This is a genomic window from Pseudomonas sp. C32, assembly GCF_030417915.1.
GTDB lineage: Bacteria > Pseudomonadota > Gammaproteobacteria > Pseudomonadales > Pseudomonadaceae > Aquipseudomonas.
Window position 1 is genome coordinate 18,976 of the sequence record NZ_JAUHUK010000026.1, and the last position, 13,743, is coordinate 32,718.

11 protein-coding genes are annotated in these 13,743 nt (G+C 60.7%); 7 read left to right on the forward strand and 4 right to left on the reverse strand.

Going from position 1 to position 13,743, the window contains the following annotated elements; all coding sequences use genetic code 11:
- Positions 1–4: 4 nt before the first annotated feature.
- Together QYH43_RS23975 and QYH43_RS23980 are read right to left on the reverse strand one after the other, a co-directional pair.
- Entirely contained in the window at positions 5–898 is an 894-nt protein-coding gene (locus tag QYH43_RS23975; RefSeq protein WP_095061437.1) for a PA4780 family RIO1-like protein kinase, read from the reverse strand.
- Between the two features lie 274 nt (positions 899–1,172).
- Positions 1,173–2,450 (reverse strand): acetyl-CoA C-acetyltransferase, encoded by a 1,278-nt coding sequence (locus QYH43_RS23980; protein ID WP_301158243.1) that lies wholly within the window; start codon positions 2,448–2,450, stop codon positions 1,173–1,175.
- Between the two features lie 123 nt (positions 2,451–2,573).
- Here QYH43_RS23980 and QYH43_RS23985 point away from each other — a divergent pair, with 123 nt between their 5' ends.
- The 4 genes from QYH43_RS23985 (at position 2,574) to QYH43_RS24000 (ending at position 8,517) form a co-directional block, all read left to right on the forward strand.
- Positions 2,574–3,926, forward strand: a complete 1,353-nt coding sequence (locus tag QYH43_RS23985) for a 3-oxoacyl-ACP reductase (RefSeq protein WP_095152326.1) — start codon at positions 2,574–2,576, stop codon at positions 3,924–3,926.
- Between the two features lie 2 nt (positions 3,927–3,928).
- On the forward strand, positions 3,929–4,783 hold the full coding sequence (locus tag QYH43_RS23990; protein WP_301158244.1) for a MaoC/PaaZ C-terminal domain-containing protein: 855 nt from the start codon (positions 3,929–3,931) through the stop codon (positions 4,781–4,783).
- 337 nt (positions 4,784–5,120) lie between these two features.
- Positions 5,121–6,710, forward strand: coding sequence for a collagen-like triple helix repeat-containing protein (locus QYH43_RS23995; protein ID WP_301158245.1), 1,590 nt, complete (start codon positions 5,121–5,123; stop codon positions 6,708–6,710).
- A gap of 136 nt (positions 6,711–6,846) precedes the next feature.
- Positions 6,847–8,517, forward strand: coding sequence for a ShlB/FhaC/HecB family hemolysin secretion/activation protein (locus tag QYH43_RS24000; protein WP_301158246.1), 1,671 nt, complete (start codon positions 6,847–6,849; stop codon positions 8,515–8,517).
- A gap of 683 nt (positions 8,518–9,200) precedes the next feature.
- On the opposite strand, the gene QYH43_RS24005 is transcribed toward QYH43_RS24000, so the two are convergent.
- On the reverse strand, positions 9,201–9,614 hold the full coding sequence (locus QYH43_RS24005; protein ID WP_095061424.1) for a response regulator: 414 nt from the start codon (positions 9,612–9,614) through the stop codon (positions 9,201–9,203).
- 52 nt (positions 9,615–9,666) lie between these two features.
- A complete protein-coding gene (locus tag QYH43_RS24010; RefSeq protein WP_301158247.1) occupies positions 9,667–9,903 on the reverse strand; it encodes a Flp family type IVb pilin in 237 nt (78 codons plus the stop codon).
- Positions 9,904–10,228: 325 nt separating this feature from the next.
- On the opposite strand from QYH43_RS24010, the gene cpaB reads away from it, so the two are divergent.
- The 3 genes from cpaB to QYH43_RS24025 all read left to right on the forward strand — a co-directional run bounded on the left by cpaB (position 10,229) and on the right by QYH43_RS24025 (position 13,742).
- Positions 10,229–11,179 carry a Flp pilus assembly protein CpaB gene (gene cpaB / locus QYH43_RS24015; RefSeq protein WP_095061420.1) on the forward strand — a complete coding sequence of 317 codons (951 nt, stop codon included), beginning with the start codon at positions 10,229–10,231 and terminating at the stop codon, positions 11,177–11,179.
- Positions 11,180–11,274: 95 nt separating this feature from the next.
- Positions 11,275–12,465 carry a pilus assembly protein gene (locus tag QYH43_RS24020; protein WP_095061418.1) on the forward strand — a complete coding sequence of 397 codons (1,191 nt, stop codon included), beginning with the start codon at positions 11,275–11,277 and terminating at the stop codon, positions 12,463–12,465.
- Positions 12,462–13,742 carry a CpaF family protein gene (locus QYH43_RS24025; RefSeq protein ID WP_095061416.1) on the forward strand — a complete coding sequence of 427 codons (1,281 nt, stop codon included), beginning with the start codon at positions 12,462–12,464 and terminating at the stop codon, positions 13,740–13,742. The genes QYH43_RS24020 and QYH43_RS24025 overlap by 4 nt, the downstream gene beginning before the upstream one ends.
- Position 13,743 lies beyond the last annotated feature (1 nt).

The following is a 13,743-nucleotide window of genomic DNA, read 5'->3' on the forward strand; positions in this document are numbered from 1 at the left end:
CCGATCACTGCATCCAGGGCGGAGGCGGTTCTTCGGCCTTGTCGGGCGGTGCGTCGTCTGCCGCACGGACCGCTTGCTTGCGTGCTTCATCCAGGCGGGCAGCCTCGATCTCGCGCATGATGCCGCCCACGTCGGCCAGCTCTTCCGGTTCGTCGAACTCACCGGTCAGGACGCTGTTCGGGTGCAAGGTGCCGGCTTCGTACAAGGCCCACATCTCTTTGGCGTACCGGGTCTGCTTCAATTCCGGTGCAAACCGGCCGAAGTAGGACGCCATGTTGCCCACATCCCGTTCCAGCATGCTGAACGCGTGGTTGTTGCCCGCCGCATCCACCGCTTGTGGCAGGTCGATGATCACCGGGCCGGTCGGCGTCAGCAGCACGTTGAACTCGGACAGGTCACCGTGCACCAGACCGGTACACAACATCAGCACGATCTGCGAAATCAGGAACGCGTGATACTCGCGCGCCTGGTCCGGCTCCAGGACCACGTCGTTCAGACGCGGTGCCGCATCGCCGTATTCGTCGGCCACCAGTTCCATGAGCAGCACGCCTTCAAGGAAGTCGAACGGCTTGGGCACCCGCACACCGGCACCGGCCAGACGGAACAGCGCCGCCACTTCGGCGTTCTGCCAGGCGTCTTCGGTTTCCTTGCGGCCAAACTTCGAGCCCTTGGCCATCGCACGAGCCTGACGGCTGTTGCGCACCTTGCGGCCTTCCTGATACTCGGCCGCCTGACGGAAACTGCGTTTATTCGCCTCCTTGTAAACCTTGGCGCAACGTAACTCGTTGCCGCAGCGCACCACATAAACAGCTGCTTCTTTACCACTCATGAGTGGGCGCAGCACCTCGTCGACCAGACCGTCCTCGATCAGGGGTTCAATGCGTTTTGGAGTCTTCATCAGCTTTTATTGTGGGTCCTTTATTACCAAACACGCGAAAGTCATTCGTTATACGGCAATCCAGTCACGGGTGGGAGGGGGTGCCGACCTATGAACACTGCCAGGAACAACAAGAAGCACACAATGTGCCGGATTGATCACGCAATCCCGACGTTCATCGTGACGCCAAAGATCATAGCCGAGCCGGCATGAGGTGTTGTGCAGAGCCTGCGAAGGCATGTGTGACAGAAGCTGACATCCGGGCTCATCCCCTTCGCAGGATATTTCTCTCAAATCACCTTTCGATGATGGCGGTCACGCCCTGCCCTCCCGCCGCACAAATCGAAATCAACCCGCGCCCCTTGCCCGCCGCATCCAGCAGCTTCGCCAGGTTGGCCACGATGCGCCCGCCGGTTGCCGCAAACGGATGCCCCGCCGCCAACGAGCTGCCCTTGACGTTGAGCCGGCGGCGGTCGATCGATCCGAGTGCGGCGTCGAGGCCGAGGCGGGTTTTGCAGTAGTCGGGGTCCTCCCAGGCTTTCAAGGTGCATAACACTTGCGCGGCAAAGGCTTCGTGGATTTCGTAGTAATCGAAGTCTTGCAAGGTCAGGCCGTTGCGCGCCAGCAAGCGCGGGACCGCATAGACCGGCGCCATCAGCAAACCTTCGGCACCGTTGACGAAATCCACCGCCGCCGCCTCGCCATCGCGCAGGTACGCGAGAATCGGTAAGCCACGCGCCTTTGCCCACTCCTCACTGCCCAGCAGCACCAACGATGCGCCATCGGTCAGCGGCGTCGAGTTGCCCGCCGTCAGTGTGCCCTTGGAGCTTTTCTCGTAGGCCGGTTTAAGCGAGGCAAGTTTTTCCAGCGTCGAATCCGCACGCAGGTTGTTGTCGCGGGTGAGGCCGAGGAACGGTGTCATCAAATCGTTGTGCCAACCTTCGGCATAGGACGCCGCCAACTTCTGATGGCTCTCCAGTGCCAGTTGATCCTGGGCTTCACGGGGGATGTTCCAGGTCTGAGCCATCAATTCACAATGCTCGCCCATGGACAGACCGGTGCGCGGTTCGCCGTTGCGCGGGAATTCGGGGATCAGGTGTTTAGGGCGCAATTGCAGGAAGGTCTTCAGTTTGTCGCCGGTGGTCTTGGCGCGATTGGCTTGCAGCAGAATCCTGCGCAGCCCTTCACTGACACTGATCGGCGCATCGGAGGTGGTGTCGACGCCACCGGCAATGCCGCACTCGATCTGGCCCAGGGCAATCTTGTTCGCCACCAGCAACGCCGCTTCCAGCCCGGTGCCGCAGGCCTGCTGAATGTCATACGCTGGGGTGGCTGGCGACAACCGCGAACCGAGCACGCATTCGCGCGTCAGGTTCATGTCCCGCGACAATTTGAGCACCGCGCCGGCGACCACTTCGCCAACGCGCTGGCCATGCAGGTTGTAGCGTTCGATCAGGCCTTCGAGGGCGGAGGTGAGCATCGACTGATTGCTGGCCGTGGCGTATTGGCCGTTGGAGCGAGCGAAGGGAATGCGGTTACCGCCAATGATCGCGACGCGACGCAACTGAGTCATGAAAAGCTCCTGATGAAAAATCAAAATCCTACAATGATCAAGCGTAGGCCTTATCTCGCGGATCGAACGACTGATCGCCGTTGATGGTCCACACTTTGAACCCCAGCCACTGGAGCGTGTTCCATGTCCGACCGCTATATCGACTTCGCCAATTCGTCCATCGGCCATCGTCTGGTCGGCGCCCTGGGGCTGCCTTCACCCACGCGGCTGGAGCGCTGGCAAGCGGGCCGGTTGCGTCCGGTGGAAGGAGCGTTGCTGATCGGTGGCGGCCCGCTGACAGAAAAAATCAGCTCACTCGCCCACCGCCTGACCGATGCGATCTACAGCTACGGCACCGAGCCTTCGATGGCGACAGCATGGATTCCCGGCCACGGGCCGAAACTCAAAGCCGTGGTGTTCGACGCCAGTGACCTGGTGCACACCGACCAGCTCAAACAGCTGCGCGAATTCTTCCAGCCGCTGATGAAAAACCTCGATCAATGTGCGCATCTCGTGCTGCTCGGGCGGGCACCGGAAACTCTGAGCGATCCGTTCGCCGCCAGTGCGCAACGTGCGTTGGAAGGCTTCAGCCGTTCGTTGGCCAAGGAGTTGCGCAGCGGCAGCACGTTGCAATTGATTTACGTTGGCGAGGGTGCTGAAGACCAACTCGAAGGCCCGTTGCGGTTTTTCCTCTCGCCCAAAAGTGCCTTCGTGTCCGGGCAAGTCATTCGCCTGGCACCGTGCGCCACTCAAGTGACGGACTGGACGCGCCCGCTCGCCGGGCGCAAAGCCTTGATCACCGGGGCAGCGCGAGGCATTGGCGCTTCGATTGCCGAAACCCTGGCCCGTGACGGCGCCGACGTCATCCTGCTCGACGTACCACCGGCCAAGACCGATCTCGAAGCCCTCGCCGCCCGTCTCGGTGGCCGCAGCATTACCCTGGATATCTGCGCCGAAGACGCCGCTGCACAGTTGATCGAACAGTTGCCCGACGGCGTCGACATCGTGGTGCACAACGCGGGCATCACCCGGGATAAAACCCTGGCCAACATGACCCCGGAATTCTGGGACGCGGTGCTCGCGGTCAACCTCAAGGCTCCGCAAGTGCTGACCAAGGCCCTGCTCGACAACGGCACCTTGCACGACAATGGCCGGGTGATTCTGCTGGCCTCCATCAGCGGCATCGCCGGCAATCGCGGGCAAACCAATTACGCGGCGAGCAAGGCCGGGTTGATGGGTCTTGCGCAGGCGTGGGCGCCGCTGCTTCAAGAGCGCGGTATCAGCATCAACGCGGTGGCTCCGGGCTTCATCGAAACGCAAATGACCGCACACATTCCGTTCGGCCTGCGTGAAGCCGGGCGGCGCATGAGCTCACTCGGTCAGGGTGGCCTGCCGCAAGACGTCGCCGAAGCCGTTGCCTGGCTCGCGCAGCCGGGTACCGGTGCGTTCACCGGGCAAGCGCTGCGGGTTTGCGGACAAAGTGTTCTGGGGGCATAGACATGATCACCGACTGGCACACGCTCAACCACGAACCCAGCCTTCCGGGCCTGTATGCGCGGGCAGCGACACGCCGCAAAATCACCGGCACCACCCTGCCCCGCTCGGGTTTGCGCTGCTGGCTGAATGTCGACCCCAAGCGACTGGAGGCCTATCGCAAGGTCTGCGGTTTTGTCGACAACGGTCTGCTGCCACCGACGTATCCGCACATTCTCGGCTTCGCGTTGCAGATGCAATTGCTCACCGCCAGAGAGTTTCCGTTCCCGCTGCTGGGGCTGATTCACTTGAGCAATCGCATCCAGGTGTTTCGCCCCATGGGCGGAGTGAGCCGAGTGCGAGTCAGCGTGCAAGTGCACAACCTGCAACCCCACGCCAAGGGCGCGACGTTCGATCTGGTCACGACCCTGGACGATCAGTTGGGGTCGCTGTGGGAAGAACAAAGTCAGATGCTCTGTCGCGGCGTCAAACTCGACGGCGAGCCGGTCGAGGAGGTGTTGGCATCGACCCTGGCAATGACCGAAATCGCACGCTGGACAGCGCCCTCGGACATTGGGCGGCAGTACGCCAAAGTGTCCGGCGACTACAACCCGATTCACCTGAGTGCGGCCAGCGCCAAACTCTTTGGTTTCCCGACCGCCATTGCTCATGGCTTATGGAACAAGGCGCGCACCTTGGCGGCGCTCGCCGAGTATCTGCCGGCGGCGAACATCGAAATCGCCATGCAGTTCAGGAAACCGGTGCGCCTGCCCAGCGAAGTGACATTGACGGCCAGCGCGCCGGGATCGAGCGGGGACTTGCAGTTGCTGGGCGCCGGGGATCTGGAACACATGGTCGGGCATTGGCGCCCGGTTGCCTGACAAAGACGAGGGTCTTGATGCGGCAGTAGATGGTTAATTGTGAATATATAACTTAAGTTTTTACGGCTTCATCACCGCATCATTACGCCGCGCCGCGCCCTGCACTCCCTTGATTTATAAGAAGTTTCCCGACACAAGAATACAAATACCCCCTCCAACGAACTAATCCTAAAGAAATGCCATCACGCCGATATCAAACGGGTTAATACCAAGTTGAGAATGGCGCTGCGCAGCCCTTGCGATTGTTATGTGAACAACGGACGAAGGCATTGTCGGCAATAGAACCGGCGAGCCTTCGTAGACAACTACGTTGTGTCAGGTGCAAGGAATCTCGCTCATGAACAATCAAGTGTGGTGCAAATCGGCAATCGCATTAGCGCTCATCCTCTCGCTCGGCCTCAGCGGTTGCAGCAGTGGCGGTGGCGGTCATCACAGCAGTTCCGGCGGTTCCGACGATACTGCCGCAGCAGACGGGACGGGCGGCACTGGTGATACGGCCGGCACCGGCGGAACGGGTGGCACGGCAGGCACTGGCGGAACCGGTGGCACCGGCGATACGGCTGGCACAGGCGGCACAGGCACCGGTGGTACTGGCGGTACTGGCGGCACTACTGACCCGACGAATCCCACCAACCCCACCAACCCTACAAATCCAACAAATCCAACCAATCCCGTGGTGCCCTCGCTGGTGACCACGACGCTGCTACAGGACGTCGGTAAAACCGTCAGTGGCGTGGGCGACGGCGTAGGCCAGGTCGGCGACTCGCTGAGCGGTGTTCCAGTGGCGGGTGGCGTCGTGCAAAGCGTGGTCAATACCACCGGCAATGTCGTCACTACGCTCGGTGACGGTGTGACCAATGGCATCGGAAAACTCAGCACCAACCCTGACGGCCTCAGCGTTACCACTTCGGCAGTGGGCGGCGTGGTGCAGGATGTCGGCAACGGTGTTTCCGATCTCAGCGGCAAATTGGCCACGACCACCAACAGCATTCCGGTCGTCGGTGGGGTGGTGACCAAAGTGGCCCCCGTGCTGGATGGCCTCGGCGAGAAAGTCACCATGCTCGGCGACACGCTGAGCCTTGCCACCAGCACCGGTCCTCTGGGCTCGGTCACAGAGCAATTGGGCAGCAAACTGGTGCCGGTGATTGCCCTGGCAGAGTCCACCACCAACAAGATCGGTGACAGCACCGGCCTCGGTGCGCCATTGAACGGCATCATCGGCAAAGTCGGCACCACGGTCGACGGTCTCGGCACCCGCGTCACGACGGTCGGCGAGGGCAACGCACTGACCAACACGGTCGGTGGCGCATTGAGCAACACCGGAACAACTCTCGGCACGTCGGGTGGTCTGCTCACCAGCGGCACAAGTTCTGGCGGCGGCTTGGGCGGCACGGGTCTGCTGGAAACGGTGGGCGGCGCCGTGGTGAATGTCAGCAGTGGCCTGAACGCGGGTAACACTAACGGCGTCATCAGCTCGGCAGGCGTGACCGGTGCTACCGGCGGCAATCTTGTTGCGACAATCGGCGGTGCGCTGGGTGGCTCGGGCGTTGCCAATACCGCTCCAACAGCACCACTGGGCACGCTGGGCGTGACCGTCGGTGCCGCGATCAATCCGGTGACCGCCACCGTTACGAACGTGACCCAAAACGTCGGCGCCGCCACCGGGCTCGGTACACCCCTGGCCGGGTTGACCACTCAAACCGGTGGTGCCGTCGCCAGCCTCGGCGGGGCGATCGCCGGCAGCACGACCAACCCGGTCGTCACAGCGGTCGGCAACACCGTCGCCACCGTAGGTGGCACAGTCGCAGCCGTTGGTGGGCTGGTGACGGGTACCACGAGCGGCACCTCAACAACCGGTGGCGTCGGCGGCGTACTCGGCGGCTTGACCGGAGCCTTGGGTGGCGCGTTGGGCGGCAACAATCGCTGAATTGCACCTGGCCGTTCGACGGCCGCACCTACAGCGCCTACGCTTGGTTGATGGCGCAAGATTCTCATCGATCTTGCGCCTTTTCTTTGGATCACAAAGATCCAGACGCTGCTGTTGTTCGAACACGGAGTGTCCTATGCGCGTCACCACGTCCTTGCTGTTGCTGACTCTGAGTTCCACTGCTCTCGCCGAAACCCTCCCCAGTTTTCTCAACACCAACGAAACCCTTCGCAACCTGCCCGCACCCAACCTGCCCGCCGACGCTTACCGTCCGAGTGCCGCACCGCTGCAAGTGCCAGAACCCGGTGCCACCCAGACCCAACCGTTGCTGATGGGCACCAAAATCAACCTCAAGACCGTGCAGATCGAAGGCGGGACGATTTATCCCCTGAGCGAACTCGCCGCGCTCTACCAACCCTTGATCGGCCATGAAACCAGCCTCGCCGATCTGATCGAAGCCACCCGCAGCATCACCCGTCGATATCAACAGGACGGTTACCTGCTGTCCTACGCTTTCCTGCCGCAACAGCCCTTCGACAATGGCGTGGCGCGCGTGGTGTTGGTGGAGGGTTACATCAAGGATTACCAACTGCAGGGCGACGTCGGACGGGTCAAAGGCCTGCTCGACAAACTGGTGGCCAAACTCCAGGCCGAACGTCCTCTGACCCGCAAGACTTTCGAGCGCTACACCACGCTGATGAGCCGCATTCCTGGCGTCACCTTGCAGGCCCAAGTGCCACCGCCAGGCACCACCGATGGCGCCGCCTACCTTGAGGCCCAGGCCAGCCGAAAACCCTTCACCAGCACCTTGAGCACCACCGAAACCAATCGCAACAGCCTCCAGGCCTTGCTCGGTGTGAGCAGTAATTCCCAGACGTCCATGGGTGAACAGGTCACTCTGAGCGGCCTGTTCCCCCCGGGCGACGATCACGAACATTACTACCGACTGGACTACAACCAGTTCCTCAATGCCGAGGGCACCCAACTGGCCCTGTCCGCCTCACGCTATCGCGCAGATCCGGGCACCAACGTGCAACTGGACAACGGCTTGCAGCTTAAGCCGCATCGGGAAAACGACCGTTACTCCGTCGGCTTCAACCATCCGTTGATGGCCTCGCCCAATGAACTGCTCAACGCCGGTGCACGCCTGTACGCCGTCAACGACAAAACCGAATACGCCGTCGTCGGCTATCCGTTGAGCGTCGAAGAACGCACCGACGTCCGCGCGCTCGCCGCTGAAAGCGACTGGCGCAAGGCCAATGAAAAACAACTGCGCATCCTCAGTGGCGGGCTGTATCAAGGCATCGACGGCATGGGCGCGAAAACCAACAACAGCGCCTACGACCTGGACTTTTTTCGCCTGCGGTTATCGGGCGTGCAGAGCGACAAATTCTTCGAAAACTGGCAAGGCGTGATGTCGGCGGCGCTGTACTGGAGCGACGACAGCCTGCCCGACAGCGAGCGCGCAGTGTTCGGCGGGCAGAACTTCGGTCGCGGCTACCCTGACGATCAAGCCTCCGGCGACAAAGGATGGGGCGCGGCTTACGAAGTGAACTACAGCTTTCATCGGGAGGGGAGCTGGGTACGCATTCTGCAACCCTATGGCGTGCTCGACCGTGCCAAGACCTGGTTCAACGAATTGCCGGTCAAGAGCAACGACATGTCATCGGTCGCCGTGGGTTTGAGATTTGGCGATGCCAAGTACTACAACGTCTCCCTGGAAGCCGCCAAGCCGATGTCCGATGAAGCGCTGGACACCTTCAACCGCCGGCCGCGATACAGCATCAGTTTCAGTTACCAGTTGTAGGAATGGGGGAGTGGCATCCGGATGATCGGGTGCCAGTCATACCGCCATCGCTGGCAAGCCAGCTCCTACAGTTTTTGCGTCGGACATGAATGATTCGAACGGCACCAAGCCTGTGGGAGCAAGCTTGCTCGCGATGAGGCCGGTGCATCCAACATCGATGTTGACTGACAGACCGCCATCGCTGGCAAGCCAGCTCCTACAGTGTTTGCGTCGAACATGAATGATTCGAACGGCACCAAGCCTGTAGGAGCAAGCTTGCTCGCGATGAGGCCGGTACATCCAACATCGATGTTGACTGACAGGCCGCCATCGCTGGCAAGCCAGCTCCTACAGTGTTTGCGTCGAACATGAATGATTCGAACGGCACCAAGCCTGTAGGAGCAAGCTTGCTCGCGATGAGGCCGGTACATCCAACATCGATGTTGACTGACAGGCCGCCATCGCTGGCAAGCCAGCTCCTACAGTGTTTGCGTCGGACATGAATGATTCGAACGGCACCAAGCCTGTAGGACAAGCTTGCTCGCGATGAGGCCGGTGCATCCAACATCGATGTTGGATGTATCGGCACTCCGGGCGTTTGCCATAAGGGACTCGCCGTAAGGGCGAAACCATAAGCCGCCATTACTGCGAAACGGATAGTTACTCAATCAACCAGGAGCATGGTCGGCCCAGAGGCCGCCAAGTCACCCCTTGACCAAATACATCTGCGGCTGAGGAAACAAATTGTTCAGCGTCTCCAACAACCGCACGTGATAAATCGGCTTGCGAAACAAATCGAGTACCTGCAACCGAAGCAAGTCACTGACATCCTCCATACCCGCATGCCCGGACATCACAATCACCGGCAAATGCTCACGCGACGTATGCTCGCGCAGCCGCTTGATCAACGACATGCCACTCTCCTCCGGCATGCGCAGGTCCGTGATGACCAGCGCAATATCCGGATGACGCGTCAAATGCTGCAACGCAATCTTGACCGAAGTCGCCGTGTAGCAATTGAACCCTTCACCCTCAAGCAACTCCGCCAACTCAAGCAATGCATCCTCTTCGTCATCGACCAGAAGAAGCTGCTGGCGTGGCTGTGCGAGCGCATTCATAAGGCAATACCTGCAATGGACTAAGCACTGACGTTAGGAGCAAATTCTCGTCTCAATCAGGGCTCGCTGGGGTTGCAGCTTTGCGACCCAGTGCCGTTCCGATCTGACCGAATATAGTCTTGATGTCGTCCCCCAGGTCGCTACTGAGCCCGGCAATCACCACCGCAACCATCGCTGCCACAATCGCATATTCAATACCCGAAGCACCCTCGGTATCCCTCACCAGTCTCCTGTAACTGAAGAAAACGATTTCCAATTTGACCTTCTGAACCAGTGTGGAAATAGACATAACGTTCTCCTGGACGACGACGGGTGTTGCACGGACGCAACATGATTCCCCAGTGCCAGCATCAGCATTGTCGGCATTACCCACCCCAACAACTGTAAATACGCATTAATACAAAAGTATTAGTCGGTTCGTTGACGTCATAAAACAGTGTCATTTCATCGGGCATCGCTGTTTGGAGGCTTATTTTTTCCTCTCGGTAATGGCATTTCGCTCTACCTGCGCTACGGTCAAATAGCGAAATAGTTCAATGTTCATAGCTGCCTGATTGCGAAGTTTTCTCGTTAGATAGAACGAGTTCTGTAGCAGCAGGAAAGGGAGAGCCGTCATGAACAGCCGTATTACCCTGGGTCTCGCCGGTTTGTTTTTGATCGGCGCCATCATTGCCGGATATTGGGGCGTCTCATTGAGCCGCCAACCGGCCCCCGAACCCGTTGTCCAGGTCACCGACACCCCACCGGTTGTCGCCACTCCGGCGTCGATGCCTGCGGATGATCTCACTCGACATCCGGTGGTCGTGCTGGTCAACAATGTCGCGGCCTTTGTACCGATCACCGCCGCCGACGTGACCGTGGAAAAACTGCGCACGGTACCAGCCGGCAGCCTGACCCGCCTCGACCAGGTGATCGGACGCACGCCATGGCGAGCCCTCAGCGCCGGCACCTGGCTCAACGACGCCAGTTTCGAAGCCGGCAGCCAACTGTCACGCATGATCCGCATCGATGAGCGTGCCCTGGCGGTCGCCGTGGACGAAGTGATCAATGTCGGCGGGCAACTGACGCCCGGCGACTATGTCGATGTATTGCTGTTTCTGCGTAAAGACACCCTCAACCTTCAACCGTCGTCGCAGCTTGTGATACCGGCCTTGCGGGTGCTCGGCGTAGGCGAACAAATGGGTTTGACCAACGACGGCCAGCCTTCCAGCCCGACGGCCAACCAAGACGAAAAACTCAAGCAAGACCAGAAGCGCGCCGCGGCCCGGACCGTGTTGCTCGCCGTTCCCGAACAACTGGTGAGCCGCCTGATGCTCGCAGCCCAGGTCGGGGTGTTGCGCCTGGCGGTCCGCAGTGCCGATGAACAACGCCTGGCCCGCTACTGGGCCGGTGAGCGTGTTTCGGCAACCACGCTGGCCAATGCCAACCGCGAACTCCTGCAATTCAGCCAACTGGCCATGACCGCTCCTCCCCCGAAATCTGCCCCGGTCAGCAATGGCAACGCACCGCGCAAGCCCAGTGTGGAAGTCATTCGTGGCAACGAAATCACCCAACAGACCCCCTGAGCCGAGCAAGGACGCCTTTCCATGCGCAGACGCTCTACGCCGTTGTTCAACCGCCTCGAAAACGGCGACATCGATAAACGCAGTGGGTTATCGCAATGAGCCAGAACCTGAATCAGACCTTCCTCGCAATCACGCGTAACAACACCGACCTCGAATGGCTGCAAGGCGCCCTCGCGCCTTTGGGTCAAGTGGTCAGTGCCGGTGGCGGCAGCCTCGATGAACTGCTCGCGCTGGTCGACGTGACCTTCGCCAGCCTGGTGTTCGTCGGCCTGGACCGCGACCATGTGGTGGCCCAAAGCGCATTGATCGAGGGCGCGCTGGAAGCCAAGCCGATGCTGGCGATCGTCGCGCTCGGTGACGGCATGGACAACCAGCTTGTGCTCAATGCCATGCGTGCCGGTGCCCGGGATTTTGTCGCCTATGGCTCGCGCTCCAGCGAGGTCGCGGGCCTGGTACGGCGCCTGAGCAAACGTCTGCCGCAAGTGACGCCTAACACGCACCTGGCCGGCCTGACCGTCCTCTATGGCGTACAGAGCAATGCCGACGGCGCCTTGCTCGCGACCCACATGGCGCAAGTGGTGCAGAAGAGTGGACAACACACGTTGCTGCTTGATCTGGGCTTGCCCCGAGGCGACAGCCTGGCCCTGCTCGGTCTGGAGAGCTCGTTTCACTTCGGCGATGCGTTACGCCACTTGCGACGCCTCGATGCCACGCTGATCGACAGCGCGTTCACCAGTTGCGAAGCCGGGCTGCGCATTCTCGCCTATGCCAGCAGCGATGAACCACTGGAGCACACCAGCGCCGCCGAGTTGTATATGTTGCTCAGCGCCCTGCGCCAACACTTCCAGCACATCGTCGTGAACCTCACCGGTCAGCCGGACAGCGAGGCACTGCGCACCTTCGTCAGCCATTGCGACAAGCTGCTGTGGTACACCGATCAGAACGTGCTCGACTGTCGCCGCAACCTCGCCGTGCTCAACGCATGGCGTGAAAAAGGCATGAAGCTCGATCACGCCAGGCTGTTGATCGACCGCTACCTGCGCAACGTCGCGCCCGACTCCGAAACCCTCGGCAAAACCTTCGATCTGGAGATCATCGCCACGCTCGCCTACAGCCCGGAGGTCCGCCTCAACGCCAAGAACCAGGGCGTGACGCTGTTCGAACTGGCGCCTCGCGAAGGCCTCACCCAAAGCCTGCGCGCCCTCGGCGAACGCCTGGCCAAACGCTCCGAAGGCCTGGCCAAACCCAAGGCCGGTTGGTTCGACCGCTTGCGAGGTGTGCAATGAGCAGCGAAAAACTTTTCGGCGCCACGCAACGCGCCGCCATTGGCAACACTGACCATGACGGCCTGAAACTGGTCTTGCACCGCTACATCATCGACGCCATCGAAGAGTCCGGCAAAAACCTGCTGGAAGGCTCGCGGCAAGTGCTATCGCAATTTGTGATCGACAAAGTGGCCGAGTACATCGCGCGTCTGCACCTGGCCATTTCCCGCTATGAAATGGAGCGCCTGGCCGAAGAGATCGTCGACGAACTCACCGGTTTCGGCCCGCTGGAAGTGTTGCTGCGTGACACGGCGGTGACCGAGATTCTGGTCAACGGCCCCCATCGAGTGTTCGTTGAACGCGAGGGCGTGCTGCACCTGAGCGACTTGCGTTTCATCGACTCGCACCACGTTGAACGCGTCATGCAACGGATTCTCGCGCCACTGGGGCGACGGCTCGACGAGTCCTCGCCGATGGTCGATGCGCGCCTGCCCGATGGCAGCCGGGTCAACGCGATCATTCCACCGATTGCCCTCGATGGTCCGTGCCTGTCGATCCGGAAGTTTCGCCAGGACATGCTCAAAAGCACCGACCTGATGGCCATGCAAACCATCGATCAGGCGATTTACGATTTCATTCAGGAAGCCGTGGGCAAGCGCTGCAATATTCTGATCAGCGGCGGCACCGGCACCGGCAAGACCACGCTGCTGAACATTCTCAGTCAACTGATCAACCCCAATGAACGACTGGTGACCATCGAAGACGTCGCCGAGTTGCAACTCGGCCACCCGCACGTCGTGCGCCTGGAAACCCGTCCGCCGAATGCCGAGGGCCATGGCGAGGTGAAATCCAGCGACTTGATTCGCAACGCCCTGCGGATGCGCCCGGACCGGATCATCCTCGGCGAGATTCGTGGTGTCGAAGTGGTCGACGTGCTCACGGCCATGAACACCGGCCACGACGGCTCCATGAGCACCGTGCACGCCAACAACGCCCAGGACGCGTTGCTGCGCCTGGAAACCCTGGTCGGCCTGACTGGCCGCACCATCGCCGAACGCACCCTGCGACAAATGATCTGCGCGGCACTGGACGTCGTCATCCAGCTGACGCGCTTGCCCGACGGCCGCCGCTGCGTCAGCGAAGTGGTCGAGGTGATTGGCGTGCGCGATGACGTGTATGTCACCAACACACTGTTCCGTTTCGACCGTCGTACCGGTTTTGGCTTTTTGCGCGAAGCGGTCAACCCCGCTGGCGACAAATTGCGCCGCGAAACGACGCTCGCCCCTTCGGCGTATTGAG

Coding starts and splice junctions, on each gene's coding strand:
- QYH43_RS23990 (WP_301158244.1), top strand. CDS start 3,929: ATGATCACCGACTGGCACACGCTCAACCACGAACCCAGCCTTCCGGGC.
- QYH43_RS23985 (WP_095152326.1), top strand. CDS start 2,574: ATGTCCGACCGCTATATCGACTTCGCCAATTCGTCCATCGGCCATCGT.
- QYH43_RS23980 (WP_301158243.1), bottom strand. CDS start 2,450: ATGACTCAGTTGCGTCGCGTCGCGATCATTGGCGGTAACCGCATTCCC.
- cpaB (WP_095061420.1), top strand. CDS start 10,229: ATGAACAGCCGTATTACCCTGGGTCTCGCCGGTTTGTTTTTGATCGGC.
- QYH43_RS23975 (WP_095061437.1), bottom strand. CDS start 898: ATGAAGACTCCAAAACGCATTGAACCCCTGATCGAGGACGGTCTGGTC.
- QYH43_RS23995 (WP_301158245.1), top strand. CDS start 5,121: ATGAACAATCAAGTGTGGTGCAAATCGGCAATCGCATTAGCGCTCATC.
- QYH43_RS24025 (WP_095061416.1), top strand. CDS start 12,462: ATGAGCAGCGAAAAACTTTTCGGCGCCACGCAACGCGCCGCCATTGGC.
- QYH43_RS24000 (WP_301158246.1), top strand. CDS start 6,847: ATGCGCGTCACCACGTCCTTGCTGTTGCTGACTCTGAGTTCCACTGCT.
- QYH43_RS24020 (WP_095061418.1), top strand. CDS start 11,275: ATGAGCCAGAACCTGAATCAGACCTTCCTCGCAATCACGCGTAACAAC.
- QYH43_RS24010 (WP_301158247.1), bottom strand. CDS start 9,903: ATGTCTATTTCCACACTGGTTCAGAAGGTCAAATTGGAAATCGTTTTC.
- QYH43_RS24005 (WP_095061424.1), bottom strand. CDS start 9,614: ATGAATGCGCTCGCACAGCCACGCCAGCAGCTTCTTCTGGTCGATGAC.